Annotated in this window: 23 protein-coding genes; 6 read left to right on the top strand and 17 right to left on the bottom strand. The window is 71.3% G+C overall.

The annotated features are described in order from the left end of the window. Positions 1-13: 13 nt before the first annotated feature. Together BN39_RS19205 and BN39_RS19200 are read right to left on the bottom strand one after the other, a co-directional pair. Positions 14-406 (bottom strand): hypothetical protein, encoded by a 393-nt coding sequence (locus tag BN39_RS19205; RefSeq protein WP_148281537.1) that lies wholly within the window; start codon positions 404-406, stop codon positions 14-16. A gap of 137 nt (positions 407-543) precedes the next feature. Then, on the bottom strand, positions 544-1017 hold the full coding sequence (locus BN39_RS19200; protein WP_040768881.1) for a MarR family winged helix-turn-helix transcriptional regulator: 474 nt from the start codon (positions 1015-1017) through the stop codon (positions 544-546). A 148-nt stretch (positions 1018-1165) separates the two neighbouring features. Here BN39_RS19200 and BN39_RS19195 point away from each other — a divergent pair, with 148 nt between their 5' ends. Further along, positions 1166-2350 carry an MFS transporter gene (locus tag BN39_RS19195; RefSeq protein WP_019204070.1) on the top strand — a complete coding sequence of 395 codons (1185 nt, stop codon included), beginning with the start codon at positions 1166-1168 and terminating at the stop codon, positions 2348-2350. A 20-nt stretch (positions 2351-2370) separates the two neighbouring features. Here BN39_RS19195 and lepA read toward each other — a convergent pair whose 3' ends face one another. Both lepA and BN39_RS19185 read right to left on the bottom strand, forming a co-directional pair. After that, positions 2371-4224, bottom strand: coding sequence for a translation elongation factor 4 (lepA, locus tag BN39_RS19190; protein ID WP_019204069.1), 1854 nt, complete (start codon positions 4222-4224; stop codon positions 2371-2373). A gap of 48 nt (positions 4225-4272) precedes the next feature. Next, on the bottom strand, positions 4273-4848 hold the full coding sequence (locus BN39_RS19185; protein WP_237741735.1) for an N-acetyltransferase: 576 nt from the start codon (positions 4846-4848) through the stop codon (positions 4273-4275). A 111-nt stretch (positions 4849-4959) separates the two neighbouring features. Between BN39_RS19185 and betT the strand changes: the two genes are divergently transcribed. From betT to BN39_RS19170, 3 genes are read left to right on the top strand one after another with little or no spacing between them, the layout of a single operon-like run. Beyond that, a complete protein-coding gene (gene betT / locus BN39_RS19180) occupies positions 4960-7116 on the top strand; it encodes a choline BCCT transporter BetT (RefSeq protein ID WP_040768727.1) in 2157 nt (718 codons plus the stop codon). Beyond that, on the top strand, positions 7113-8630 hold the full coding sequence (locus tag BN39_RS19175; protein WP_019204066.1) for an aldehyde dehydrogenase family protein: 1518 nt from the start codon (positions 7113-7115) through the stop codon (positions 8628-8630). The genes betT and BN39_RS19175 overlap by 4 nt, the downstream gene beginning before the upstream one ends. Continuing rightward, complete coding sequence (locus tag BN39_RS19170) at positions 8627-10210, top strand: GMC family oxidoreductase (protein ID WP_019204065.1); 1584 nt, start codon at positions 8627-8629, stop codon at positions 10208-10210. Before BN39_RS19175 ends, BN39_RS19170 begins: the two co-directional genes overlap by 4 nt. 18 nt (positions 10211-10228) lie before the next feature. On the opposite strand, the gene BN39_RS19165 is transcribed toward BN39_RS19170, so the two are convergent. Together BN39_RS19165 and BN39_RS19160 are read right to left on the bottom strand one after the other, a co-directional pair. Continuing rightward, positions 10229-11200, bottom strand: a complete 972-nt coding sequence (locus tag BN39_RS19165; protein ID WP_019204064.1) for an RNA polymerase subunit sigma-70 — start codon at positions 11198-11200, stop codon at positions 10229-10231. Between the two features lie 7 nt (positions 11201-11207). Continuing rightward, positions 11208-11819 carry a maleylpyruvate isomerase family mycothiol-dependent enzyme gene (locus BN39_RS19160; protein WP_019204063.1) on the bottom strand — a complete coding sequence of 204 codons (612 nt, stop codon included), beginning with the start codon at positions 11817-11819 and terminating at the stop codon, positions 11208-11210. 107 nt (positions 11820-11926) lie between these two features. On the opposite strand from BN39_RS19160, the gene BN39_RS19155 reads away from it, so the two are divergent. After that, the gene (locus tag BN39_RS19155) at positions 11927-12541 is read left to right on the top strand and encodes a type II toxin-antitoxin system PemK/MazF family toxin (RefSeq protein WP_019204062.1); all 615 of its coding nucleotides are present in this window, start codon (positions 11927-11929) and stop codon (positions 12539-12541) included. Between the two features lie 7 nt (positions 12542-12548). Here BN39_RS19155 and BN39_RS19150 read toward each other — a convergent pair whose 3' ends face one another. From BN39_RS19150 to BN39_RS19140, 3 genes are read right to left on the bottom strand one after another with little or no spacing between them, the layout of a single operon-like run. Continuing rightward, positions 12549-13391 carry a transglutaminase family protein gene (locus BN39_RS19150; protein WP_040768724.1) on the bottom strand — a complete coding sequence of 281 codons (843 nt, stop codon included), beginning with the start codon at positions 13389-13391 and terminating at the stop codon, positions 12549-12551. After that, positions 13388-14371 (bottom strand): alpha-E domain-containing protein, encoded by a 984-nt coding sequence (locus BN39_RS19145; RefSeq protein WP_019204060.1) that lies wholly within the window; start codon positions 14369-14371, stop codon positions 13388-13390. Before BN39_RS19145 ends, BN39_RS19150 begins: the two co-directional genes overlap by 4 nt. Then, on the bottom strand, positions 14358-16028 hold the full coding sequence (locus BN39_RS19140; RefSeq protein ID WP_081586230.1) for a circularly permuted type 2 ATP-grasp protein: 1671 nt from the start codon (positions 16026-16028) through the stop codon (positions 14358-14360). The genes BN39_RS19145 and BN39_RS19140 overlap by 14 nt, the downstream gene beginning before the upstream one ends. Positions 16029-16153: 125 nt before the next feature. Between BN39_RS19140 and rpsT the strand changes: the two genes are divergently transcribed. After that, positions 16154-16414, top strand: a complete 261-nt coding sequence (gene rpsT, locus BN39_RS19135) for a 30S ribosomal protein S20 (protein WP_019204058.1) — start codon at positions 16154-16156, stop codon at positions 16412-16414. A gap of 135 nt (positions 16415-16549) precedes the next feature. On the opposite strand, the gene holA is transcribed toward rpsT, so the two are convergent. From holA to nadD, 8 genes are all read right to left on the bottom strand, one after another. After that, complete coding sequence (gene holA, locus BN39_RS19130) at positions 16550-17527, bottom strand: DNA polymerase III subunit delta (RefSeq protein WP_019204057.1); 978 nt, start codon at positions 17525-17527, stop codon at positions 16550-16552. After that, the gene (locus BN39_RS19125; protein WP_019204056.1) at positions 17427-19013 is read right to left on the bottom strand and encodes a ComEC/Rec2 family competence protein; all 1587 of its coding nucleotides are present in this window, start codon (positions 19011-19013) and stop codon (positions 17427-17429) included. The genes holA and BN39_RS19125 overlap by 101 nt, the downstream gene beginning before the upstream one ends. Position 19014: 1 nt before the next feature. After that, positions 19015-19935, bottom strand: a complete 921-nt coding sequence (locus BN39_RS19120; RefSeq protein ID WP_019204055.1) for a ComEA family DNA-binding protein — start codon at positions 19933-19935, stop codon at positions 19015-19017. A gap of 136 nt (positions 19936-20071) precedes the next feature. Next, a complete protein-coding gene (locus BN39_RS19115) occupies positions 20072-20914 on the bottom strand; it encodes a DegV family protein (protein ID WP_019204054.1) in 843 nt (280 codons plus the stop codon). Then, positions 20911-21627, bottom strand: coding sequence for a diglucosylglycerate octanoyltransferase (gene octT / locus BN39_RS19110; RefSeq protein ID WP_019204053.1), 717 nt, complete (start codon positions 21625-21627; stop codon positions 20911-20913). The genes BN39_RS19115 and octT overlap by 4 nt, the downstream gene beginning before the upstream one ends. Before the next feature lie 10 nt (positions 21628-21637). Further along, a complete protein-coding gene (locus tag BN39_RS19105) occupies positions 21638-22339 on the bottom strand; it encodes a histidine phosphatase family protein (RefSeq protein WP_019204052.1) in 702 nt (233 codons plus the stop codon). Further along, positions 22339-22755 carry a ribosome silencing factor gene (rsfS, locus tag BN39_RS19100; protein WP_040768720.1) on the bottom strand — a complete coding sequence of 139 codons (417 nt, stop codon included), beginning with the start codon at positions 22753-22755 and terminating at the stop codon, positions 22339-22341. Before rsfS ends, BN39_RS19105 begins: the two co-directional genes overlap by 1 nt. Then, a complete protein-coding gene (gene nadD, locus BN39_RS19095; protein ID WP_019204050.1) occupies positions 22752-23426 on the bottom strand; it encodes a nicotinate-nucleotide adenylyltransferase in 675 nt (224 codons plus the stop codon). The genes rsfS and nadD overlap by 4 nt, the downstream gene beginning before the upstream one ends. Positions 23427-23455: the final 29 nt, after the last annotated feature.

Genomic DNA, 23455 nt, shown 5'->3' with positions numbered 1-23455 from the left:
CGGATCGCGTCGATCAGTTGACCGCCAGGAAGGCGTTGTTCTGGTAGTTCACGTCGAACGTGCTGGTGGACGTGTGAACCCACGTCTGCCGGGGCGGGCAGCCCCAGGTGGGAACCGTCCGCATCACGGGGAAACCCTCGCCGGGGTTCAGCACCGGGCGGCCCTCGCCGCCGCCACCGCCGAAGCCCAGCCACACGTTCAGTGCGGGCGCGTTGCCGTTGTTGCGGACGTAACCGTGGTCGGTCTGAGAATGCGTCTCTGGCCGCCCGGGGAGCGGCCCCGCGCACGAGATCCCTCCGGTGACAATCAGATCCACGAAGGGAATCGCGCTCGCCGACGGCGTCGTGACGAGCGATGCGGCTCCTGCTACCGCGACCGAGGCGGCCGCCAATGCCATCTTCCTCATGATCTTCCCCGTTCCGTTCGTTGCCTCTCTGCGATGGCCGCCTCTCCCTGACGGCAGCGTCGCGTGACGCTGTTCACAATGTCGGTTAACGGAACGGAATCGTTACACCGGTGCAGGAATTCGCGAGGATCCGCCGGTCAGGCGTTCGCGGCGGCGGACTGCTGTGCGCCGGGCACCGTCGCGTGCAGCGCATCGACCAGCGACCGCAGTTCGGGCTGCTCGGCCGCGTCCGCGAGCGCCTCGCGCAGCACCCGCTCGTGCGTCGGCCGGGCCGCCGTGAGCAGATCCCACCCCGCGGGGGTCAGTTCCGTGTAGATGCCGCGACGGTCGTCGGCGCACAGGATCCGGGTGAGCAGCCCCCGGTCCTCCAGCCGGGTCACGAGCCGGGTGGTCGCGCTGCTCGAGAGTGCGGCGGCGCGGGCGAGCTGGCGCATGCGCATGTGCCACCCGTCCTGCCGGCTGAGCGCGTCGAGCACCGTGTACTCGACCACGGTGATCTCGTGGGCGGACTGCAGGGCTCGCTCGAGTTCCGTCTCGATCAGCGAGTGGAGCGCGACAAGCGTGCGCCATCCCCGCGCCCGGATCTCGACCGCATCGTCGGCAATCCCCATGGTGAGCACCCCTTCTTCGTGCTGCTGAGCCTACCACCTTGCGCCAATAACCAGCGTGTGCAACTATCTATTCATTGTGTGTGCAACTACTGCAGACGCCGGTGATTGCACACGCGCCTAACCATCGTTCTTCCCTTTAGGAGTCGTCATGCCCGTCGCGCTCTACGCGCTCGCCCTCGGCGGATTCGGCATCGGTCTGACCGAGTTCGTCATCATGGGGCTGCTCCCCGAGGTCGCCGCCGACTTCGGTGTCACGGAGACCGTGGCCGGATACCTCATCTCCGGCTACGCACTGTCCGTCGCCATCGGCGGCATCCTGTTCACCGCCGCGCTCGGCCGCGTCAACCGCAAGCACGCGCTGCTCGGCCTCCTCGTGCTGTTCATCGCGGGCAACATGATGTCCGCCCTGGCCGGCAGCTACGAGGCGATGCTCGCCGGGCGGATCGTGGCCGCGCTGTGCCACGGCGCCTTCTTCGGCATCGGCGCCGTGGTCGCCGCCGATCTGGTCCCCGAGAACCGTCGCGCCGCAGCGATTTCCGTCATGTTCGCCGGGCTGACCATCGCCAACGTCCTCGGTGTCCCGCTCGGTACGTTCCTCGGCCAGGCCGCCGGCTGGCGGTCCACCTTCTGGGCCATCACCGCGATCGGCGTGATCGCCCTCGCCGGTATCGCCCTGCTCGTGAAGGACACGCCCGCGCCGATCGGCGGGAACACGCTCGCCGAGTTCCGGATCTTCCGCAACCCCCAGGTGTGGCTGTCGATGCTGGTCACGATCCTCGGGTACGGCGGCATGTTCGGTGCGTTCACCTACATCGCGTTCACTCTCACCGAGGTCAGCGGGTTCAGTTCCTCCGCCGTCCCGTGGCTGCTCGTGCTGTTCGGTGTCGGCCTGTTCGCCGGTAACCTGCTGGGCGGTCGCGCCGCCGACCGGAACCTGCCGCGCACCCTGATCGCCCTCATGGCGGCGCTCACCGTGCTGCTCGCGGTGTTCGCCCTCACCGCCACGTCACAGGTGGCGACCGTGATCGCGCTGGTCCTCATGGGCGCACTCGGTTTCGCGACGGTGCCCGGCCTGCAGATGCGCATCATGAACCACGCGGCGGACGCGCCGACCCTCGCATCCGGGGCCAACATCGCCGCGTTCAACTTCGGCAACGCCTTCGGCGCCTGGGCCGGTGGCCTCACGCTGGCAGCGGGATTCGGCTTCGTCGCCCCGCTCTGGGTGGGCGCCGCCATCACGCTGGCCGGCCTCGTCGCATACCTGAGCGCATCGCGTCTCCGCGGCGGCGAGTACGCAGACGAGCGCGACGAGAGGGTGCCCGTCGCAGCGTGATCCGTGGAGCAGCCCGAACGCTACTTGCCCTTCGGCTTGTCCGCCTGCGCGTCCGAACTGAGAGCGGCGACGAAGGCCTCCTGCGGGACGTCGACCCGGCCGATGGTCTTCATGCGCTTCTTGCCCTCCTTCTGCTTCTCGAGCAGCTTGCGCTTGCGGCTGATGTCGCCGCCGTAGCACTTGGCGAGCACGTCCTTGCGGATGGCGCGGATGTTCTCACGGGCGATGATCTTCGAGCCGATCGCGGCCTGCACCGGCACCTCGTACTGCTGGCGCGGGATGAGCTCCTTGAGCTTCACGGTCATCTTGTTGCCGTACGCCTGCGCGGCGTCCTTGTGCACGATGGCGCTGAAGGCGTCGACCGCCTCGCCCTGCAGCAGGATGTCGACCTTGACCAGGTCGGAGAGCTGCTCTCCCGACTCCTCGTAGTCCATCGAGGCGTAGCCGCGGGTGCGAGATTTCAGCGAGTCGAAGAAGTCGAAGATGATCTCGGCCATCGGCAGCGTGTACCGCAGCTCCACACGGGATTCCGAGAGGTAGTCCATCCCGCCGAGCTCGCCGCGACGCCCCTGGCACAGCTCCATGATCGTGCCCACGAACTCGCTGGGGGCGATGATCGTCGCCTTGGTGATCGGCTCGTAGGTCTCGCGCAGCTTGCCCTCGGGCCAGTCCGACGGGTTGGTGACGATCTGCTCCTTGCCGTCCTCGCCGATCACGCGGTAGACCACGTTGGGCGAGGTCGAGATGAGATCGAGGTCGAACTCGCGCTGCAGCCGCTCCCGGGTGATCTCCATGTGCAGCAGGCCCAGGAAGCCGCAGCGGAAACCGAAGCCCAGCGCCACCGACGTCTCGGGCTCGTAGGTGAGCGCGGCGTCGTTGAGCTGGAGCTTGTCCAACGCCTCACGGAGATCCGGGTAGTCCGACCCGTCCACGGGGTACAGCCCCGAATAGACCATGGGCCGCGGCTCCTTGTACCCGGTCAGCGGCTCCTCCGCGCCCTTGCGAGCGGTGGTCACCGTATCGCCGACCTTCGACTGCCGCACGTCCTTCACACCGGTGATGAGATAGCCCACCTCACCCACGCCGAGCCCCTTGGTGGCCTTCGGCTCCGGGGAGACGATGCCCACCTCCAGCAACTCGTGGGTGGCGCCGGTCGACATCATCTGGATCTTCTCGCGCGGGACGATCCTGCCGTCCACGACGCGGATGTAGGTCACCACGCCGCGGTACGTGTCGTACACCGAGTCGAAGATCATGGCGCGGGGCGGCGCATCGGCGTCGCCGACCGGCGGGGGGATCTTCTCGACGACGCGGTCCAGCAGGGCGCCGACGCCCTCACCGGTCTTGCCCGAGACGCGCAGCACGTCGTCGGGCTCGCACCCGATGATGTGCGCGATCTCGTCGGCGTAGCGGTCCGGATCGGCGGCGGGCAGGTCGATCTTGTTGAGGACCGGGATGATCTCGAGGTCCTTGTCCATCGCGAGGTAGAGGTTCGCCAGGGTCTGCGCCTCGATGCCCTGGGCGGCGTCCACGAGCAGCACGGCGCCCTCGCACGCCTCCAGCGCGCGGGACACCTCGTAGGTGAAGTCCACGTGGCCCGGGGTGTCGATCAGGTGCATGACGTACTCGGTGTCGTCCACCTTCCACGGCAGCCGCACGTTCTGAGCCTTGATCGTGATACCGCGCTCGCGCTCGATGTCCATCCGGTCGAGGTACTGCGCGCGCATCGCGCGCGCCTCGACCACGCCCGTGAGCTGCAGCATCCGGTCGGCCAGCGTGGACTTCCCGTGGTCGATGTGGGCGATGATGCAGAAATTGCGAATGCGCTCAGGGGTGGTGAACGTCTCGTCGGCGAAGCTGGGAATCTGACTCACTCCTCGGGCGGCTAACCGGCGTACCGGCACATGTCACCCTCCAGTTTCTCATGCCGCATCGTCGGACCGCACCATGGTGAGCGGGTGCACCCGCCCGCCTCGGTACCGCACGCCCGGCACCGTCGGGCACGGGCCGTGCGGGACGAACCCGTAGCGCTCGAAGAACCGCACCGCCCGATCGTTCTCCACGAGCGTCTGCAGATGGCATCCTGTGCCGCCGAGGGCGTCCAGCCAGGCGTCCATGAGCCCGTACGCGGCGCCCGTGCCGCGGGCCTCCGGCGCGACGTCGATGTGCAGGTGCGCCGGCCACCGGCCGTCGTGCAGCTCACCCGAGGCGGGCTCGCCCCGCCGGCGCGCCGCCACCGCGTCGACCGCCGCCCGGCCGAGGAAGCGGACCGTCGCCGGGCGCAGCAGCACCGCCGGCCTGCCCAACGCGCGCACCAACCTGTCGTCCTCGGAGGGCAGCGAGGAACCCGGCGGGCACCCGGCCTCCTCGGCAACGAACAGCGTCTCGGGGCAGTGCTCGATGTACGGATCGAGGTAGACGGCCCGTTCCGAGGGCGGGTGGCGCCACAGTTCGCCCGACGGTGACCCGTCCCCCGCCCGCACGAACAACGAGCGCAAGGCGGCTCCGTCCGCGGGGCGGTAGGGGCGCACCCGTATCACTGCGCGACCGCCGAGCGGGTTCCGCCTACATCGTCCGGGCTCACGCACACCACGGTAACGTCGAAGGACATGAGCGATTCTGAATCCTCACAAACATCGAAACCAGCTGATCCGACGCCGACACCGACGAGCTCCCTGAATGTTCCGGTCTTCCTCGCCGCGGCGGGCGCGGTCCTCGCACTCGCCCTGTGGGCGCTCGCCTCTCCGACATCCGCGGAGGGCGTCATCAGCGGGGTGGTCGACTTCATCACCGCCTGGTTCGGCTGGTGGTACTTCCTGCTCGCCACGGCGATCGTGGGCGTGGTCGTCTTCATCGGCCTCAGCCGGTACGGCAAGTACCGCCTCGGCCCCGAGGAGTCCCGGCCGGAGTACAGCCTCTTCACCTGGACGGCGATGCTGTTCGCGGCGGGCATCGGCATCGACCTGATGTTCTTCTCCGTCGCCGAGCCCGTGAGCCACTTCCTGGCCCCGCCCGCCGGGATGAGCGAGACCAATCACGCGGCCCGGGAGGCGGTGACGTGGACCGTGTTCCACTACGGCCTCACCGGCTGGGCGATGTACGCGTTGATGGGCGGCGCACTGGCGTACTTCGCGTTCCGGCACAATCTGCCGCTCACCATCCGGGCCGCGCTGTACCCGATCCTGGGCAAGCGCGTGCACGGCCGGTTCGGCGACGCGGTCGACGTGGCCGCCGTGCTCGGCACGATCTTCGGCATCGCGACGTCGCTGGGTATCGGCATCGTGCAGCTGAACTACGGCCTCAAGGAGCTGTTCGGCATCGAGCAGGGCAAGGCCGCGCAGATCGGGCTGATCATCCTGTCCGTGATCGTCGCCACCATCTCGGCCACCTCGGGCGTGGACAAGGGGATCCGGCGGCTCAGCGAGCTCAACGTGATCCTCGCGATCCTCATGCTCATCTACATCCTGGTCGCCGGCCGGTCCGACTTCCTGCTCAACGGCCTGGTGCAGAACACGGGCGACTACCTCTCGACGTTCCTCGACCGCACCATGGACACCTTCGCCTGGGAACAGACCAATCCGGAGACTCCCGGCGCGGACGCGAAGGGCTGGCTGGATTCCTGGACCCTGTTCTTCTGGGCCTGGTGGGTCGCGTGGGCGCCGTTCGTCGGGCTGTTCCTGGCGCGGATCTCGCGCGGGCGCACGTTGCGCCAGTTCATCTTCGGCGTGCTCGTGGTGCCCTTCAGCTTCATCCTCGTGTGGATCTCGGTGTTCGGGAACAGCGCACTGGAGGTGGCCCGCGGGGACAAGGCCTTCGCCGAGGCCACCGCGTCGACCCCCGAGGTGGGCTTCTACTCCCTGTTGGAGAAGTACCCCGGCGCGCCCATCCTGCTGGCCATCGCCACCCTCACCGGTCTGCTGTTCTACGTCACCAGCGCCGATTCCGGCTCCCTGGTGATGGGCAACTTCACCTCCCGGTTGTCCGATCCGATGGCGGACTGCGCCCGCGGCACCCGCATCTTCTGGTCGTTCGCGATCGGCCTGCTCACCCTGGCCATGCTGTTCGCCGGCGAGGACGGATCGATCGTGACGCTGCAGAAGGCCACGATCATCATGGGGCTGCCGTTCTCGTTCGTGCTCGCCCTGGTGGGGCTCTCACTGCTGCGGGCTCTGCACACCGAGTCCTACAAGACCGACAGCTTCCGGGCGACGCTGCCGAAGGCTCTCGCCGCCGGCCGCGGCTCCGGGGAGCCGGGCAGCTGGCGGCGCCGCCTCATCGCGACCATCCACTACCCCGGCCGGGCCGCCACCCAACGGTTCCTGGAGAACACGGTGGCGCCGGCGATGCGGGAGGTGGCCGCCGAATTCGATTCGGAGGGCATGACGGCCACCGTCGACGAATCGGGCCGGAGCGAATCGCTGCCCTCCCCCACCCTCAAGGTGGACCTGGCCGGCGAGCCCGGCTTCGAGTACTGCGTGTGGCCCGTCTCCGCGCCGGCGCCCACCTACGCGGTGCTCTCGCAGCGGTCGGGCGACCGGTACTTCCGCTGCGAGGTCTACCTCGCCGAGGGCTCGCAGGGGTACACGCTCAACGGCTACACCCGCGAGCAGATCATCGGCGACATCCTCGACCAGTACGAGCGGCACCTGGGCTACCTGCACCTGCGGCGCGCCGCCACCGATCACCACGACGGGCGCGACGAATCCGCCGACACCCGTCCCGACGCCCACCCCGAGGCGTCCGAACCCGAAGGGACCCCCGCATGACCGAACCCACCCTGTTCATCGACGGAACCTGGCGCAACTCCTCCGACGGCGGCACCCGCACCATCGTGTGCCCGGCGGACGGCACCGAGGTGGCCGTGGTCGACGAGGCCACCGCCGCCGACACCGAGGCGGCGATCGCCGCTGCCCGCCGCGCGTTCGACACCGGTCCGTGGCCGCACACCCCCGCGGCCGAACGCGGGGACCTGCTGCTGCGTGTCGCCGACGAATTGGACCGGCGGCAGGACGATTTCGCGCGCGCCGAAACCCTGGACACCGGGAAGCGGTTGTCCGAGTCCGTGATCGACATGCAGGACATCGCCGCGTGCTTCCGCTACTTCGGGAAACTGGCCGCGCAGGATGCGGGCCGCGTGGTGGACGCCGGCTCGGCCGACGTGAGCTCGCAGATCGTGTACGAGCCCGTCGGCGTGTGCGGCCTGATCACGCCGTGGAACTACCCGCTGCTGCAGGCCGCCTGGAAGGTGGCCCCCGCGATCGCCGCGGGAGACGCGTTCGTGCTCAAGCCCTCCGAGCTGACCCCGCACACCTCGATCCTGCTGATGCGCGTGCTGCAGGACGTGGGCCTGCCCGACGGCGTCGCGAATCTCGTGCTCGGCGCCGGCGCGCAGGCGGGCGCGCCGCTGTCGACCCACCCCGATGTGGATCTCGTGTCCTTCACGGGCGGCCTGGTGACCGGCCGGATCATCGCCGCGAACGCCGCGGGCACCGTGAAGAAGGTCGCGCTGGAGCTCGGCGGCAAGAACCCGAACGTGATCTTCGCCGACGCGTGTGCGACCCCCGAGGGCCTCGCCGCCGCCGTCGACAACGCGCTCAACGCCGCGTTCCTGCACTCGGGCCAGGTGTGCTCGGCCGGCGCGCGGCTCGTGGTCGAGGAGTCCGTGCACGACGTGTTCGTCGACGAGCTGGTGCGCCGCGCCGAGGGGATCCGGCAGGGCCTGCCGTTCGCCGACGGCACCGAGACCGGCCCGCTGATCTCGGAGGCGCACCGGAACAAGGTGCACGCCTACGTCGAACAGGCCCGCGCCGACGGCGCCGTGGTCCGCACCGGCGGCGCCTTCGCCACCGGCGATCAGGGCTCCGGCTCCCTCGACGACGGCTACTTCTACCTCCCCACGGTGCTCGACGCGTGCGACCCGTCGATGGCCTGCGTGCACGACGAGGCCTTCGGGCCCACGGTCACCGTCGAGACCTTCACCACGGAGGACGAGGCCGTGGCCATCGCCAACGACACCGAGTACGGCCTCGCCGGCGCGGTGTGGTCGGGCGACGGGGGCAAGGCACGCAGGGTGTCCCGCCGGCTGCGGCACGGCACCGTGTGGATCAACGACTTCGGGCCCTACCTGCCCCAGGCCGAGTGGGGCGGCTTCGGCGCGTCCGGCATCGGCCGCGAGCTCGGGCCCACCGGTCTCGGGGAGTACCTCGAGGCCAAGCACGTGTACGAGAACCTGCGGCCGTCCGTGACCGGGTGGTTCGCCGAGCGGAAGGAAGAGCAGTGAGCTCGAACGAAGCAGCGAGCGACACCTACGACTACGTGGTGGTGGGCGCCGGATCGGCCGGGGCCGCCGTCGCCGCGCGCCTGTCGGAGGATCCGACGGTCCGCGTGTGCCTGCTGGAGGCGGGCCCGTCGGACGTGGGCGACGACGCGATCCTGCAGCTGGACCGGTGGATGGAGCTGCTGGAATCGGGATACGACTGGGACTACCCGATCGAGCCGCAGGAGAACGGCAACTCGTTCATGCGGCACGCCCGCGCGAAGGTGCTGGGCGGCTGCAGCTCCCACAACAGCTGCATCGCCTTCTGGGCGCCGCGTGAGGACCTCGACTCGTGGGAACGGGACCACGGCGCCGCCGGCTGGGGATCGGATTCCGTGTACCGGCTCTACCCGAAGATCGAGACGAACGACGCTCCCGGCGATCACCACGGCCGCTCCGGACCGGTGCACATCATGAGCGTGCCGCCGAACGATCCGTGCGGCGTCGCCCTGCTGGATTCGTGTGAGGCCGTGGGTATCCCGCGCGCCGAGTTCAACTCGGGCACGACCGTCGTCAACGGCGCCGGCTTCTTCCAGATCAACCGCCGGGCCGACGGCACCCGCTCGTCGTCGTCGGTGAGTTACCTGCACCCGATCCTGGACCGCGAGAACCTCACGATCCGCACCGGCGCATGGGCCAAGCGCGTGGCGTTCGACACCTCGGGCGAGCAGCCCCGCGCCGTCGGGGTGGACATCACCGACAACGCGTTCGGGCGCACCACCCGGATCACCGCGACGCGCGAGGTGGTCGTCAGCGCGGGCGCGATCGATTCGCCGAAGCTGTTGATGCTCTCCGGGATCGGGCCCGCCGATCACCTGCGCGAGCACGGCGTGGAGGTGCTGGTGGACTCCCCCGGAGTGGGCGCGCACCTGCAGGACCACCCCGAGGGCGTGATCGGCTTCGAGACCTCCAAGCCGATGGTCCGCGAATCCACCCAGTGGTGGGAGATCGGCATCTTCACGCCCACCGAGGACGGCCTGGACCGCTCGGACCTGATGATGCACTACGGCTCCGTACCGTTCGACATGCACACGCTGCGCCAGGGCTACCCCACCGCCGAGAACACCTTCTGCCTCACACCGAACGTGACGCACGCCCGCTCACGCGGCACCGTCCGGCTGCGGTCGAGGGACTTCCGCGACAAGCCCAAGGTGGACCCGCGCTACTTCACCGATGCCGAGGGCCACGACATGAAGGTGATGATCGCCGGGATCCGCAAGGCGCGGGAGATCGCCGCGGCGGGCCCGCTCACGGACTGGATCGAGCGCGAGCTCTACCCCGGACCGGGCGTGCAGTCCGACGCGGAGCTCGCCGACTACATCCGCCGCACCCACAACACCGTGTACCACCCCGCGGGCACGGTACGGATGGGCGCGCCCGACGACGCGCTGTCGCCGCTCGACCCCGAGCTGCGGGTGAAGGGCACCGCCGGCCTGCGGGTCGCCGACGCCTCGGTGTTCCCGGAGCACACGACGGTCAACCCGAACATCACCGTGATGATGGTCGGCGAGCGCTGCGCGGAGCTCCTGACCGAGAGCCGCTGACCCGTCCGCGGCCGGCCCTCAACCGGCCGGCCGCAGCGGGAGGCTCGGCGGGAGGCCGAACGCCTCGAAGCGCTGCGTCATGTCCAGGCACGTGGTCACCCGGGTGATCCGCGCACCGTCGGACTCGACGAGGACGAGGGCGAACGGCCGCATCCCGCCACCGTCGACGGCGGGCGCGTACTGCCCGAACGCGGGACCGCCGTTCGCGGTCGTCGGCACGAGCCGGTGCCCCACGCATGCATCGCCCGAGCCGAACAGCGCCGCGTAATCGTCGGCACCCCGGAGCCAGAACGCGACCGGCGGCATGGAGAACACGACGTCCTCGGCGAGCAGCGCCGCCAGGCCCGCGACGTCGTGCCGCTCGAAGGCGCGCACGAACCCGTCGAGCAGGTGGGGGTCGACCGATCCGGCGGCGACGTCGGAGGCGGCGGGCGCGGCCCCGGCCAGCACGCGCCGGGCCCGCTGCAGCGACGAGTGCGCCGCGGACGCGCTGATCCCCAGGATCGCCGCGGTCTCGGCGGCGCTGTGCCGGTACACGTCCCGCAGCACGAGCACGGCACGCTGCGACGGCGTGAGGTGCTGCAGCGCCGCGACGAACGCCATCCGGATAGTCTCGTGCCGCTCGGCGGCTACCGCCGGATCCGGCCCCTCCGCATCGGGCAGCGGGGTGACCCAGCTGCCGGGCGTCAGGTCCGAGGACACCGGATCGCCCACCGCGGCGCGCTCGGTCAGCTCCGTCGGCAGGGCGCGCCGCGGGGCGGCCCGCAGCAGGTCGATGCAGTACCGGCCCGCGATCGCGTAGGCCCAGGTGCGCACGCCGGCCCGCGCCGGATCGTAACGATCCCGGGCGCGCCAGAGCCGTAGCAGCACCTCCTGCGCCGCGTCCTCCGCGCCGGCCCCGTCGCCGATCATCCGGTAGCAGTACCGGACCAGCTCGGGGCGCAGCTCGCCGAGCACGGCCTCGTCGATCACCACCCCGGTCACCGTCACGCCGCGATCATCCCACGGCCGTGACCGCCGGGACCTCGTGTCGCCCGGTCGCGATGAGCACGATCGTCAGCGTCGGAAGCGCCACGTCGCGCGGACCGTCGCCCACCACGAGGTCCGAGTCGGTGGCCGTCAACCGAACGCCCGTGAGGTCCACACCGAAGAACGCGAGGTGTTCGGGCGAAGCGCCCTCCACCGTCGCCGCCAGCACGGCGGGCTCCGGGCCCGGCAGGCCGAGCGGCAGGGTGATGTCGAGGCCGTGGACCACCTCGTGCGTGAGCGCCCCCTGCGTCGCGTCCGGTCCCGGAGTCCAGCGGCTCGCGATCCGGGCCTTCTGGACGGCCAGCAGCTCTGCGTCCGAGAACCGCGCCGTGTCCGCTCGGGCCGTGCGGTCCACCGCGACGTTCACGTCGCCGTCCGCGGCAGCCACGGCGGCCGCGAACTCCTCCTGCGTCTGGGTCTCGGTCATGTCCAGGTGTGCGACCACCTCGCGGATCCGCCAGCCCGGGCACAGCGAGTCGGCCGACCACTGCTCGGGGGTGAGCCCGTCGAGCAACGCGGCCATCCGGGTCCGCTCGGCGACGGTGGCGTCGTACAGATCGGAGTCGGTGAAGTGGGACATGAGAGCCTCCTGCGCTCGGGGAACGGTCGTCACAGGTACATACGAGTGGGACCTCCGGAATTCGTCGCGCCGGGCGACCGCCGACGGTCCGCGCCTATCCTGTGGGTATGGCGAACGACTTCACGCGGTTCGCGGCGGTGGCCGCGAAGCTCGCCCGCGAGCACGGCCCGCGCATCGCGGCGCAGGTGGTGAACAGCCCGCCCGTACGGGCGGGGCGGGAGGCCATCACGCAGGCGGTGACCCAGACCGTCAAGGAGGCCATGGGCCTGGAGGCCCCGGCGGAGCCGAAGGAGTTCACGCCGGGACGACCGGTGACGCGCACCTCGACGCCGTCGGAGCTGATGGCCCGGGCCATCGCGTACGCGCCGCAGCTCGACGGCCGCGCCGACCCCGGCGAGGTCGTGTGGACGTGGGTCGAGTTCGAGGAGACCACCGGGCCCAACGCGGGCCAGGGCAAGGACCGCCCCGTGCTGGTCGTGGGCCGCTCGGGCGGAAGCCTGCTCGGCCTGATGCTGTCCAGCCAGGACAGGCACCGTGACGACGCCGGCTGGGTCGCCATCGGCGCCGGCACCTGGGACGCCGAACGCCGCCCGTCGTGGGTGCGGCTCGACCGCGTCCTCGACGTCCCCGAGGACGGCATCCGCCGCGAGGGTGCGGTCCTGTCCCGGGAGCGCTTCGAACTCGTCGCCGAGCGCCTCCGGGCGGATTACGGCTGGAGCTGACGGCGGGTCATGCCAGGCGGGTGATCTCGACGACGACGTCGAGGTCCGAGGCGCCGCCGCCGGCGATCACGCCGCGCAGCGGCGGTACGTCGGCGTAGTCGCGGCCCACGCCCACAGACACGTGGCGTTCGGCGATGGGGACGTCGTTGGTGGGGTCGTAGCCGCGCCAGTGCCCCGTCCAGGCCTCGATCCAGGCGTGCGACTCCCCCGCCACCGTCGAGCCGATCTCCGCCTCGCGGTGCGGGTGCAAGTATCCGGAGACGTACCGGCCCGGGATGCCGACGCTGCGCAGCATGAGCAGGGTCAGGTGCGCGTAGTCCTGGCACACACCCTTGCGCTCGTCCCACGCGTCGATCGCCGACGAGTGCACACCGGTGGTGCCGGGCACGTAATCCAGCTCGTCGTGCACCCACCTGCAGATCGCGAGGACGGCCTCGTCGGGCTCCAGATCCTTGACCAGCTTGCGGGCCTGAGTGGCCAGCTTGCGGTGCCGCGGAACGTAATCGGTGAAACCGAGGACCTCGTCGTAGCGGTCCCGGACCTGGTCCGTGCCCAGTTCCTCCCAGGCGATCGTCTCCTCCGCCTCCTCCGGGGCGTCGGTCTCCACGACGGACGCCCCGGTCACCTCCAGCGCCGTGTGCGGCGCGTGCAGGTCGAACGCGGTGACGGCGGTGCCCCAGTAGTCGGTGTACCGGTAGGCACGGGTCGCCGGGACGGTCTCGACTCGGTTGAGGATCACATTCTGCCGCTGGTCCGATCGCGGCGTCAGGCGCGCCTCGTTGTACGACGATGTGACCGGTGCGTTGTAGCCGAATCCGGTGGAGTGCACGACTCGAAGACGCCAGCTCACAGCTCCCCCTCCAGGATGGTGTCGATCCCGCCCCGAGCGCGGGCGTCGGTCCAGGCCACGTACGGCGTGACGTGGAAGTAGCGGGCCGTGATGGCCTCACCCGCGGCGTGACCGAGTTCCTGCAGGGCCACCAGGCGGCGCTGCAGATCGTCGAGAAGTTCACCAGGAGCGAGGAATTCGAGTTCGCCACGGGCGCGTCCCAAGAGCCGCTGCGCCTCGGTGCGGGTGCCGAGGCGACCCTCCCGGCCACCCTCGATCGCGTTGAGGCACTCCTCCGCGGTGGTGAGCGCGTGGATCACCGACCGCGGGAACAGCCGGTCGACCAGGATGAACTCGACGACCCGGGTGGCGTCCAGGACGCCGCGGTACGTGCGCAGATAGGTGTCGTGGGCGCCGGTCGCGCGGAGCACCGTGACCCACGTCGGCGAGTTGGCCCGGTCACCCGCGCGGGAGAGCAGCAACCGCACCGTCATGTCCATGCGCTCGATCGAGCGGCCCAGCAGGAGGAACTGATAACCCTCGTCGCGGGACAGCGTGGAGTCGGTGAGGCCGGAGAACATCGCGGCGCGGTTCTTGATGTAGTTGAGGAACTCGTGCGGGCCCAGCCGTCGCCCCGCCCGCTCCCGCTCCGCCAGCCCGTTGTACGTGGAGTTGAGGCACTCCCACATCTCCGACGAGGTGACTTCCCGTGCGCCGCGGGCGTTCTCGCGGGCGGCGGCGACGCTCGCCGCGATCGAGCCACTGCCGGGATCCCGGTTGTAGGCCACGACCTCGGTGAGGGCGCGCAGGTCCAGGGGCTGGTCCGCGGGCGGCTCGGGGATGCCGAGCACCCGCACCAGCTGCCGGGACACCCGGTCCTCGTCGACGGTGATGTCCTCCAGGAACTGGTGCACCGTCACGTCGAGCATGCGGGCGGTGTCGTCGGCGCGCTCGGAGTACCGGCCGATCCAGTACAGCGCCTCGGCGTTACGAGCGAGCATGTCCGGCCTCCTGGTACTCCGTCGCCTGCTGTTGCTGCTGGTCCTGCGTGGTCAGCTCGGGCCCCAGCTCCACCTGCTGCTGCTCGGCGAGGTCGCGCGACGGCACCACCTCGGCGCCCTCCAGCTCGGCCTCGGCGGCGGAGGACCGGGCGGCGAGCACCCAGGTGTCCTTCGAGCCGCCGCCCTGCGAGGAGTTCACCACCAGCGAGCCCTCCGGCAGCGCCACGCGGGTCAGGCCGCCGGGCAGCACCCACACGTCGTCACCGTCGTTCACCGCGAACGGCCGCAGGTCCACGTGCCGCGGCCGGGCCTCCTCGCCGATCTTGGTCGGCACCGTCGACAGCTGGACCACCGGCTGCGCGATCCAGCCGCGCGGATCGGCGGCCACCTTGCGCCGCAGCGTGGCCAGCTCCTTCTCCGTCGCGTCGGGGCCGAAGACGATGCCGTAACCGCCCGAGCCCTCCACCGGCTTGATCACCAGCTCATCGATGCGGTCGAACACCTCCTCGCGCTCGTCGTCGAGCCAGCACCGCCACGTGTCGACGTTCTGCAACAGCGGTTTCTCGCCGAGGTAGTAGTCGATGATGTCCGGCACGTAGGTGTAGGTGAGCTTGTCGTCGCCGACGCCGTTGCCGACCGCGGAGCTGATCACCACGTTCCCGGCACGGGCGGCGTTGAGCAGGCCCGCGACGCCGAGCACCGAATCGGGCCGGAACTGCATGGGGTCGAGGAAGTCGTCGTCGATGCGGCGGTAGATCACGTCCACCTGCTGCTCACCGCTCGTGGTGCGCATGTAGACCACGTTGTCGCGGCAGAAGAGGTCACGCCCCTCGACGAGCTCCACACCCATCTGCCGGGCCAGCAGCGAATGCTCGAAGTACGCCGAATTGGCCATGCCCGGCGTGAGGACCACCACCGTGGGGTCGCCCTCGTTGGACGCGGCCGAATTCCGCAGGGCGCGCAGCAGGTGCGAGCTGTAGTCGGCGACGGCCCGCACCCGATGCTTGAGGAACAGGTCGGGGAAGACCTGCGCCATGGTCCGCCGGTTCTCCATGACGTAACTCACACCCGACGGCGACCGGAGATTGTCCTCCAGCACCCGGAAGGTGCCCTCCGCGTCGCGGATCAGGTCGATGCCCGATACGTGGATCCGCACCCCGTTCGGAGGACGGATCCCCGCCGCCTGCCGGTGGAAGTGCTGACACGAGGTGATCAGCCGCTTCGGAACCACCCCGTCGCGCAGGATCTCCTGCTCCGAGTACACGTCGTCGAGGAACATCTCCAGCGCTTGCACCCGCTGCTTGATGCCCTTCTCCAACCGGTTCCACTCCGCTGCGGCGATCACGCGCGGCACCAGGTCCAGCGGGAACGGGCGTTCGCGTCCCTCCAGGGAGAACGTGATGCCCTGGTCGATGAACGCGGTACCCAGCGCGTCGACGCGCGCCGCCAGATCGGCCTCGTCCGAGGAGGAGAGCGCGGTGAAGATCCGCTTGTACGGCGATCGCACGGTGCCGTCCTCGGCGAACATCTCGTCGAAGGCGTGGCCGAACGACGATGCCTCGTCGTACCCCGCGAACAGCCGCGCGTCGTCGGACAGTCGGGGGGTGGCCGGTCGCCGGGTGGGCTTGGCCTGTTTCTGCGGGGTCACCCGCACCATCGTGCCGTACATGGCAAGAAGCCGCTCTGCGATTTGGGTTGTCCCACCCCCGCTGGTAACCTGGTACGTCGGCAGTCAGTACCGGCTGTCGTAATGCCTTTTCGAGTGACAAGAGAGTTTGACGCGTGGCCAACATCAAGTCCCAGATGAAGCGGATCAAGACCAACGAGCGCAACCGCCTGCGCAACCAGTCGACCAAGTCGTCGCTGCGTACCTCCATCCGCCATTTCCGTGAGGCCGTCGAGGCCGGGGACAAGGGCAAGGCCGGCGAGCTGCTGCTGAGCACCAGCCGTCAGCTGGACAAGGCCGCCAGCAAGGGCGTCATCCACGCCAACCAGGCCGCCAACAAGAAGTCGGCCCTGGCCGTGGCGCTGAACAAGCTCTGATCCTCCGCTAGACGCGCGTATCACCGCGCCGCATCCTCCTCCGGCACCACGCGAGCCGGGAGCAGGAGCGGCGCGGTTTTCGCGTTTCCGCACCGGGTTCGACGGTGCGCGGTGCCGAACCGTCGCGAGGCGCGGTCAGGAGGCGTACGTGGCGACCTTGCGGACCGCGACCTCGAGCGCGTAGTCCGGATCGGCGGCCTGGCCCTTGACGTCCGCGTTGGCCGCGGCGACCGCCTGCAGCGCGCCCGCCACGTTCTCCGCCCGCCAGCGGCGGGCGACCTGCGTCATCTTCTTCACCTTCCACGGGGCCATTCCGAGCTCGCCCGCGTCCCGGTACTGGTCGGGGGTGCGGCCCAGGCCGCGGATCCGGGCCACCGAGTGCACCGCGTCCGCCAGGGCATCGGCGATGAGCACGTGCGGGGTGCCGCGGTGCTGCGCCCAACGCAACGCCTCCAGCGCGGCAGCGGTCTGGCCCGCGACGGCCTTGTCCGCGATCTCGAACCCGGTGACCTCGGCCCGGCCGGCGTAGTACCGGTGCACGGCGGCCAGATCGACGCGCCCGCCGGTGTCCGCCACGAGCTGGGCGATGGCGGCGGCGAGCTCGCGCAGATCCTTGCCCACGGAGTCCACCAGCAGGTCCACCAGCTCGTCGGAGACGCGCACCTTCTGCGCCCGGAACTCGGACTTGGCGAAGTCCGTGCGGTCCCTCGCCGACGTGATGGTGGGCACCTCCACGATGTCGGCCCCCGCCTTCTTCAGCGCGGCGACCATCGATTTCGCGCGGCCGCCGCCGCTGTGCTCGATCACCATCGTGATGCCGTCCGGCGGGTTCTTCGCGGCCTCCACGATCAGGTCGACGGGTGCTTTGCCCGCCTCGGCGGCGGCCTCGAGCACCACGATCCGCTCCTCGGCGAAGAGCGACGGGCTCAGCAGCTCGGCGAGCTCGGACTGGTCCACGTCCCCCGCGCGGATCCGGGTGACGGGCACCGACTCACCCGCCAGGGCGCCCGCGTCACCCGCTCCCGCGCGCGCCGACTCCACCAGCGCGCCGACCGCCCGCTCCACCAGGAGGCCCTCGGTCCCCACCACGACGTGTACGCGCGCGTTCTCCACCACGGCTCCTATGCTGCCAGACCCCACCGACGACGATGCAGGCCACGACCAGCAGCAGTCCTGCTCCCGCTCCGCCCGGCACCTCGACCACACCCCACCGGGCGCACCGCCGCGCCACCGCGATCACCCACCACAGCTCGGGCCCCGTCGCCCGGACCCCCAACTCCGCGGGCGCCGCGAGAACCGGCGCCGCCACGGCCGCAACCGTGCCGGCGATCGTGATCACCGGAATCACCGGTCCCGTCAACAGATTCGCCACCACACCGCCCACCGGAACCCGCCCCGAGAACGCGACCACCAACGGCATGGTCACCACCTGCGCCACCACCGTCACCGCCACGAGGCCCGCGAGAACGTCCGGCACCCGCATCGACACCAACCGGTCCCGCACCACCGGCGCCCACAGCACCAGGCCCGCGGTCGCCGCCACCGACAGCGCGAACCCGATGTCCCGCGCCAACGCCGGCCGCACCAGCACGAGGACCACGATCGCCGCGAGCAGTGCCACGAACGGCTGGCGGCCCCGCCGCAGCGCGAGCGCCGCCACCCCCACCAGGCCCATCACCGCCGCCCGCACGACCGACCCCGTCGGGCCCACGAGGCCGACGAAGCCCACGATCGCGACGGCGCAGACCGCCGCCCGCGCTGTCAGCGGCAAACCCGCGGCCGCGCACAGCCCCAGCACGCACAGCGCGACGATCGCGAAGTTGGCCCCTGACACCGCGGTCAGGTGCGTGAGCCCGGCGTCCTGGAAGTCACCGCGCACCGTCGGCAGGGTCGACGATTCGTCGCCGAGCACGAGCGCCGGCAGCAGGCCCGCCTGGTCGACGGGGAGCGCGTTCGCCGCGACGGCGGCGAACGCCGCGCGGACCCGCGCGGCGGTCCGGAAGTGCGGCGGTGCCCGCTGGAGGACCGTCGGGCGGCCGGATCCGACGAGGACCGCGGCCACGAGCCCGGGGCGGGTGCTCCGCAGCACCGTGGCCCGGACGGCCACCCGCTCCCCCGGCGTCAGCGCGCCGAGGTCGACGGTGCTGCCGAGGAGGAGCACCGCGCCGGCGACCGGGATCTCCCGATCGGTCCGCACGGCGAGTGCCGTGCCGGCCACGAGCATCCGCGACGCGTCCAGGTGTCCGCCGGGGTCGCCGCTGCGCTGCCGCGGCCATTCGTCCACCTCGACGACCACGGGAACCGTTCCCGCGCCGTCGAATCCGGCGATCGGGGCCCGCTCGCGGGCGTGCACCCGGACGGCCACGGACACCGCTACGCCCGCGCCGAGGCCCGTGGCGGCCGCCAGCGCCACGCACACCGCCTTGACGCCCGGCCGGGTACTGGCGGCCCGCCGCGCGGCCGTCCCGGCGAGCGTGGCGCACGCCACCAGCACCCCGGCCGCGGACCACGCCACCGCGGACGAGTCCAGCGCGATCGTCGCCACGGTCCAACAGATCACGGACGCGGGCAGAAGGCGGAGGTCGGTGCGCTCGCGCACGTCACACCGAGGCCATCGGCCTGATGCGGGCGAGCTTCGCGTCGCCGATACCGCTGACCTTCGCCAAATCGTCGACGGATGCGAAAGGGCCGTTCTTCTCGCGGTATTCGATGATGGCCGCCGCCGTGGCCTCCCCCACGCCGGGCAGGCGGTCCAGTTCCGCGGCGTTCGCGGTGTTGATGTTCACCGTGCCGCCCGCCGCACCCGACGTGGGCGCCGCAGCCGGGGTGCCGGATTCCGCGCCGCCGGCCCCGGGGCCGGCGGCGCCGGAGAGCACCGCGCTGCGCAGCGAGACCCCCGCCTTCTTGTCGACGACGCCCACCACGACCTGGTCGCCGTCGCGCAGCTGCTGCGCCAGGTTGAGGCCCGCGGTGTCGGCGCCCCGCAGGGCCCCCTTCGCGGCGGCGAGCGCGTCGGCGATGCGGGAGCCCGGCGGCAATCGGTGCAGCCCCGGGGCGCGCACCAGCCCCACGACGGCGACCACCAGCTCCGTCGGCGCGGCGGTCGTGGGCACGGCGCTCGCGGACGCAGCGGGCGGTGTCGGCCGCCCGGCCGCGGACGGGCCGCGGGACGCCGACGACGCGGCCCCCGCGAAGTCCACCACCGGGTACGGACCGGATTCGGCACCGTCGGACGGGCCGAGTACCGCGACCGCCGCGACGATCGCGCCGATCACCCCGACCACGATGAGCGCGATCGCCGCCCGCGGCGTGGTCCGCACCCGGTCGACGGTCGCCCGCCACCCCGTCGGCTCCTCGTCCCAGAGGTCGTCGCCTTCCGCTCGCGCGCCGCGCGGCGGCGGATCGTCGTCGGGATCGGCGAAATCGCCCAACCACGCCGGCCGCGCGAAAACCTGGTCCCGCCCCACGGGCGCCGCGCCCGCCTCGTCCCGGTCCCGCCGGGTGCCGTCCTCGGTGTCCATGTCCGCACCGTATGCGGGCGCCCCGCCGGAAACCGGCCCGGAAGGCGCCGGAACGGGCCACCTGTGGATAACCCCGAACCTGTGGATGACGGGTCCGTACGCGCCGTCCGTGACGGTGCTCCGTGCTAGGGCCCGGCTACTGCTCGGGGAGGGCGATCGCGACCGCGACCCCGACCGCACCCGGACCGAGGTGGGCGGCGATGGTGCCGCCGAACGGGCCGACCACCAGCTCCGCGATCTGCGGGAACTCGGCGCGCACCTGCTCGGCGACCTTCGCCGCGGCCTCCGGCGCTTCGACGTGGTGCACCGCGATCCGGGCAGGCCGGTCGCCGATGTGCTGCGCCGCGAGCGCCGCGAGCTGATCCCGGGCGCGGGTCACGGTGCGGGTCTTCTTCTCGGACACGATCCGCCCGTCCGCGAGCCGCAACACCGGCACGATCTGCAGCGCGCCGCCGAGCAGGGCCGCGAGCGCGCTGACCCGCCCTCCGGCGCGGAGGTGATCCAGCTTCGCCACGCAGAAGAAGCCGTCGGAGGAGTCCAGCACCTGCTGCGCGGCCCCGGCGATGGTCTCGGAGTCTGCGCCCGCGGCCGCGAGGCGTGCCGCCTCCAGCACGCCGAAACCCATGGCCATGTCGATGCTGCGGGAGTCGATCACGGTGATGCCGGCGTCCAGCAGGGCGGCCTGTGCGACAGCCGTCGAGTACGTGGAGCTCAGGTGCGAGCTCATGGTGATCACGACGACCCCGTCGCCGCCGGCCCGCGCGACGGCGGCCTCGAGCACCTCGCGGACCTCACCGGCCGACGGCCCCGACGTGGTCACGCCCTCCTTGACGAAGCGCTCCGCGGAGTATCCGGTGCCGTGGTCGATGAACTCGCCGTCGGCGGAGAGGACGTGCAGGGGCAGAACGTGGATGCCCAGCTCCTCGATCCGCGCGGGGGCGATCGCCGCGGAGGCGTCGGTGACGACGACAACGCTCACGACGTACTCCCCTCCGCTGCGTGCAGGCCGCGCAGCACGCGCCGCGCCACCTGCTCATGCATCTCGAACGACCAATGGATTCCGTCGATGTTATTGATCCCCAGGTCGAACGACCACTCGCACAGGTCACGGACGGGGACGAACGGCACTCCGGCACCGTCGGCCCACTCCCGCATGGCCGCATCGGTCGCCGCCCAGCCGGGCTGCGCGTACGCGTACGCGCGGGTCCGGTGCACGGCCGGCCCCATGACGGCGACGGGCGCCTCCGGCCGTAGTGCGGCGATCGCGTCGTAGGTCTTGCCCAGGTATTCGGCGGTGACCTTCGGCGGCAGCGCCATGGGCCAGCCCACCGGGGAGAACACGCGCTGGATCACCGCGTACCCGTCGCGGGCGCGGGCGCGGAGGGCAGCGGGCCGCAGGTAGCGGATCTGCTCGCGGAGTGCCGTCGGCACCGGCGAGGGCAGTGAATCCATCCCGCCCAGCGCGAGCACCGCGGCCCGCACGTCCGGCACCGCGGCCCAGACCCGGGGGTCCTGGGACACGCACCACCACCCGTCGCGGGTGGTCCAGCCGACGCGGGCGAACAGCTCGCACCGCAGGCCGAGTTCCTCGGCCACGAGGTTGGGCCAGATCCGCGGGTCGGTCGCGGGCAGGGCGCCCTCGGGTCCGTAGAAGCCCAGCGAATCGCTGAGCACGAGCAGGGTGCCGGTCATCGGACGTCGCTCACTGGACCTCGGGCGCGGGCCGGGGATCGACGTCTGCGGAGGCGTTCCACACGTCCAGCCGCCAGCGCGGCTCGTCGCCGTGCCCGGACAGTTGCACCCAGCTGCAGTTACCGAGGCCGCCGAGGACGGGCCACGACGTCACGGGCAGGTCGAGCAGCCGGGCGGTGAGTGCCGCGACCAGGCCGCCGTGCGCCACCAGGACGACGGGCCGCTCGCTGTCGCCCCACTCGGGGAGGTTCGCGATCAGTTCGCCGACGAGCGGGAACGAACGGGCCGCCACGTCCACACGGGCCTCGCCGCCGGGCGGCGCCCACTCCGGGGCGTCGCGCCACCGCAGCCGCGCTCCGGGCATCGAGGCGTCGACCTCGGCGTGCGTCATGCCCTGCCAGTCGCCCAGCATGGTCTCGCGCAACCGGGGGTCGGTGTCGACGGTGACGCCGGTCGCGGCGCCGAGCGCGTCCGCGGTGTCGCGGGCGCGGCGCAGGTCGGAGCTCAGGATGACGAGGGGCTCTCGGTCGGCGAGCGCGGCGGCGGCAGCGGCAGCCTGCCGGCGGCCGAGTTCCGTGAGGTCGGTGTCCAGCTGGCCCTGCATCCGGCCCTCGGCGTTCGACGCGGTCTGGCCGTGCCGCAGCAGGATGAGGCGCCGGACGACGGGCGTGAGCCGCTCGACCGACGAGTCCAGCCCGTCCTCCACCCGCATCAGGCGTCCTCGCCCGCCTCGGCGTCACCGCTCGCGGCGTCCTCGCCGGCGTGCTCGCCGAGCCCCTCGACCTCGATGTGCGGGCAGTCCTTCCACAGCTTCTCGAGCGCGTAGTAGTCACGCTCGTCCTGGTGGAAGACGTGCACCACGATGTCGAGGAAGTCCAGCAGGGCCCAGCGGCCCTCCCGGGCGCCCTCGCGGCGGGTCGGCTTGAAGCCGGCCTCGCGGAGCTTGTCCTCCACCTCCTCGACGATCGATGAGACCTGCCGCTCGTTCCCGGCGGACGCGATGACGAACGCCTCGGTGAGCACGAGCTGCTCGGAGACGTCGAGCACCACGACGTCGGTGGCGAGCTTGTCGTCCGCGGCGCGGGCCGCGATGGCGGCCATCTCGCGGGCGGCGGTAGATGCGGTCATGATCCTCCTGGGTTCAGGTTCTTGGCCGGGGTCTCCGGATGGCTCTGGTACAGCCCTCGTTTGGCGATGTACTGCACCACGCCGTCGGGCACGAGGTACCAGACGGGCCGCCCCGAGTCGGCGCGCGCGCGGCAGTCGGTCGACGAGATGGCCAGGGCGGGCACCTCCACGAGGAACAATCTATCCCGCGGCACGTCGGAGAGGTGATCGGCGGCGAGGTGGTACCCGGGCCGCGAGACACCCACGAAGGTGGCGAGCCCGAACAGCTCCTCCCAGTCCTGCCAGCTGAGGATGGAGGCGAGGGCGTCGGCTCCGGTGATGAAGAACAGGTCGCTGTCCGGGGTCTGGGCGCGCAGGTCGCGCAGCGTGTCCACGGTGTAGGTGTCGCCGCCGCGTTCGATGTCGACGCGGCTCACCGAGAACTGCGGGTTCGAGGCGGTGGCGATGACCGTCATCAGGTAGCGGTCCTCGGCGGGCGTCACGTCGTCCTTCTGCCACGGCCTGCCGGTGGGGACGAACACCACCTCGTCGAGGTCGAACCGGTCGGCGACCTCGCTCGCGGCCACCAGGTGACCGTTGTGGACGGGGTCGAACGTGCCGCCCATGACGCCGACCCGGCGCCGGCGCGCGGCGGCGGGCGTCGCCCCTGGGTGCGTGCGGTCGTGAGACATGGGATCTGATCCTATTCGGCGGTCCGCGG

This window comes from Tsukamurella sp. 1534 (assembly GCF_000312385.1).
In the GTDB taxonomy this organism is placed as follows: Bacteria; Actinomycetota; Actinomycetes; order Mycobacteriales; family Mycobacteriaceae; genus Tsukamurella.
Note: the sequence above shows the minus strand (reverse complement) of the source record. Positions and strands in the feature narration are given on the sequence as shown.

Bases quoted from the DNA above. Each gene is read 5' to 3' on its own strand.
- BN39_RS19160 (WP_019204063.1), bottom strand. From the start codon at position 11,819: ATGTCCCACTTCACCGACTCCGATCTGTACGACGCCACCGTCGCCGAG.
- BN39_RS19140 (WP_081586230.1), bottom strand. From the start codon at position 16,028: ATGGTGCGGGTGACCCCGCAGAAACAGGCCAAGCCCACCCGGCGACCG.
- BN39_RS19205 (WP_148281537.1), bottom strand. From the start codon at position 406: ATGAGGAAGATGGCATTGGCGGCCGCCTCGGTCGCGGTAGCAGGAGCC.
- BN39_RS19145 (WP_019204060.1), bottom strand. From the start codon at position 14,371: ATGCTCGCTCGTAACGCCGAGGCGCTGTACTGGATCGGCCGGTACTCC.
- betT (WP_040768727.1), top strand. From the start codon at position 4,960: ATGAGCGATTCTGAATCCTCACAAACATCGAAACCAGCTGATCCGACG.
- octT (WP_019204053.1), bottom strand. From the start codon at position 21,627: ATGACCGGCACCCTGCTCGTGCTCAGCGATTCGCTGGGCTTCTACGGA.
- BN39_RS19105 (WP_019204052.1), bottom strand. From the start codon at position 22,339: ATGCGGGTGGAGGACGGGCTGGACTCGTCGGTCGAGCGGCTCACGCCC.
- BN39_RS19120 (WP_019204055.1), bottom strand. From the start codon at position 19,935: ATGGACACCGAGGACGGCACCCGGCGGGACCGGGACGAGGCGGGCGCG.
- BN39_RS19200 (WP_040768881.1), bottom strand. From the start codon at position 1,017: ATGGGGATTGCCGACGATGCGGTCGAGATCCGGGCGCGGGGATGGCGC.
- BN39_RS19195 (WP_019204070.1), top strand. From the start codon at position 1,166: ATGCCCGTCGCGCTCTACGCGCTCGCCCTCGGCGGATTCGGCATCGGT.
- rsfS (WP_040768720.1), bottom strand. From the start codon at position 22,755: ATGACCGCATCTACCGCCGCCCGCGAGATGGCCGCCATCGCGGCCCGC.
- BN39_RS19155 (WP_019204062.1), top strand. From the start codon at position 11,927: ATGGCGAACGACTTCACGCGGTTCGCGGCGGTGGCCGCGAAGCTCGCC.
- BN39_RS19175 (WP_019204066.1), top strand. From the start codon at position 7,113: ATGACCGAACCCACCCTGTTCATCGACGGAACCTGGCGCAACTCCTCC.
- nadD (WP_019204050.1), bottom strand. From the start codon at position 23,426: ATGTCTCACGACCGCACGCACCCAGGGGCGACGCCCGCCGCCGCGCGC.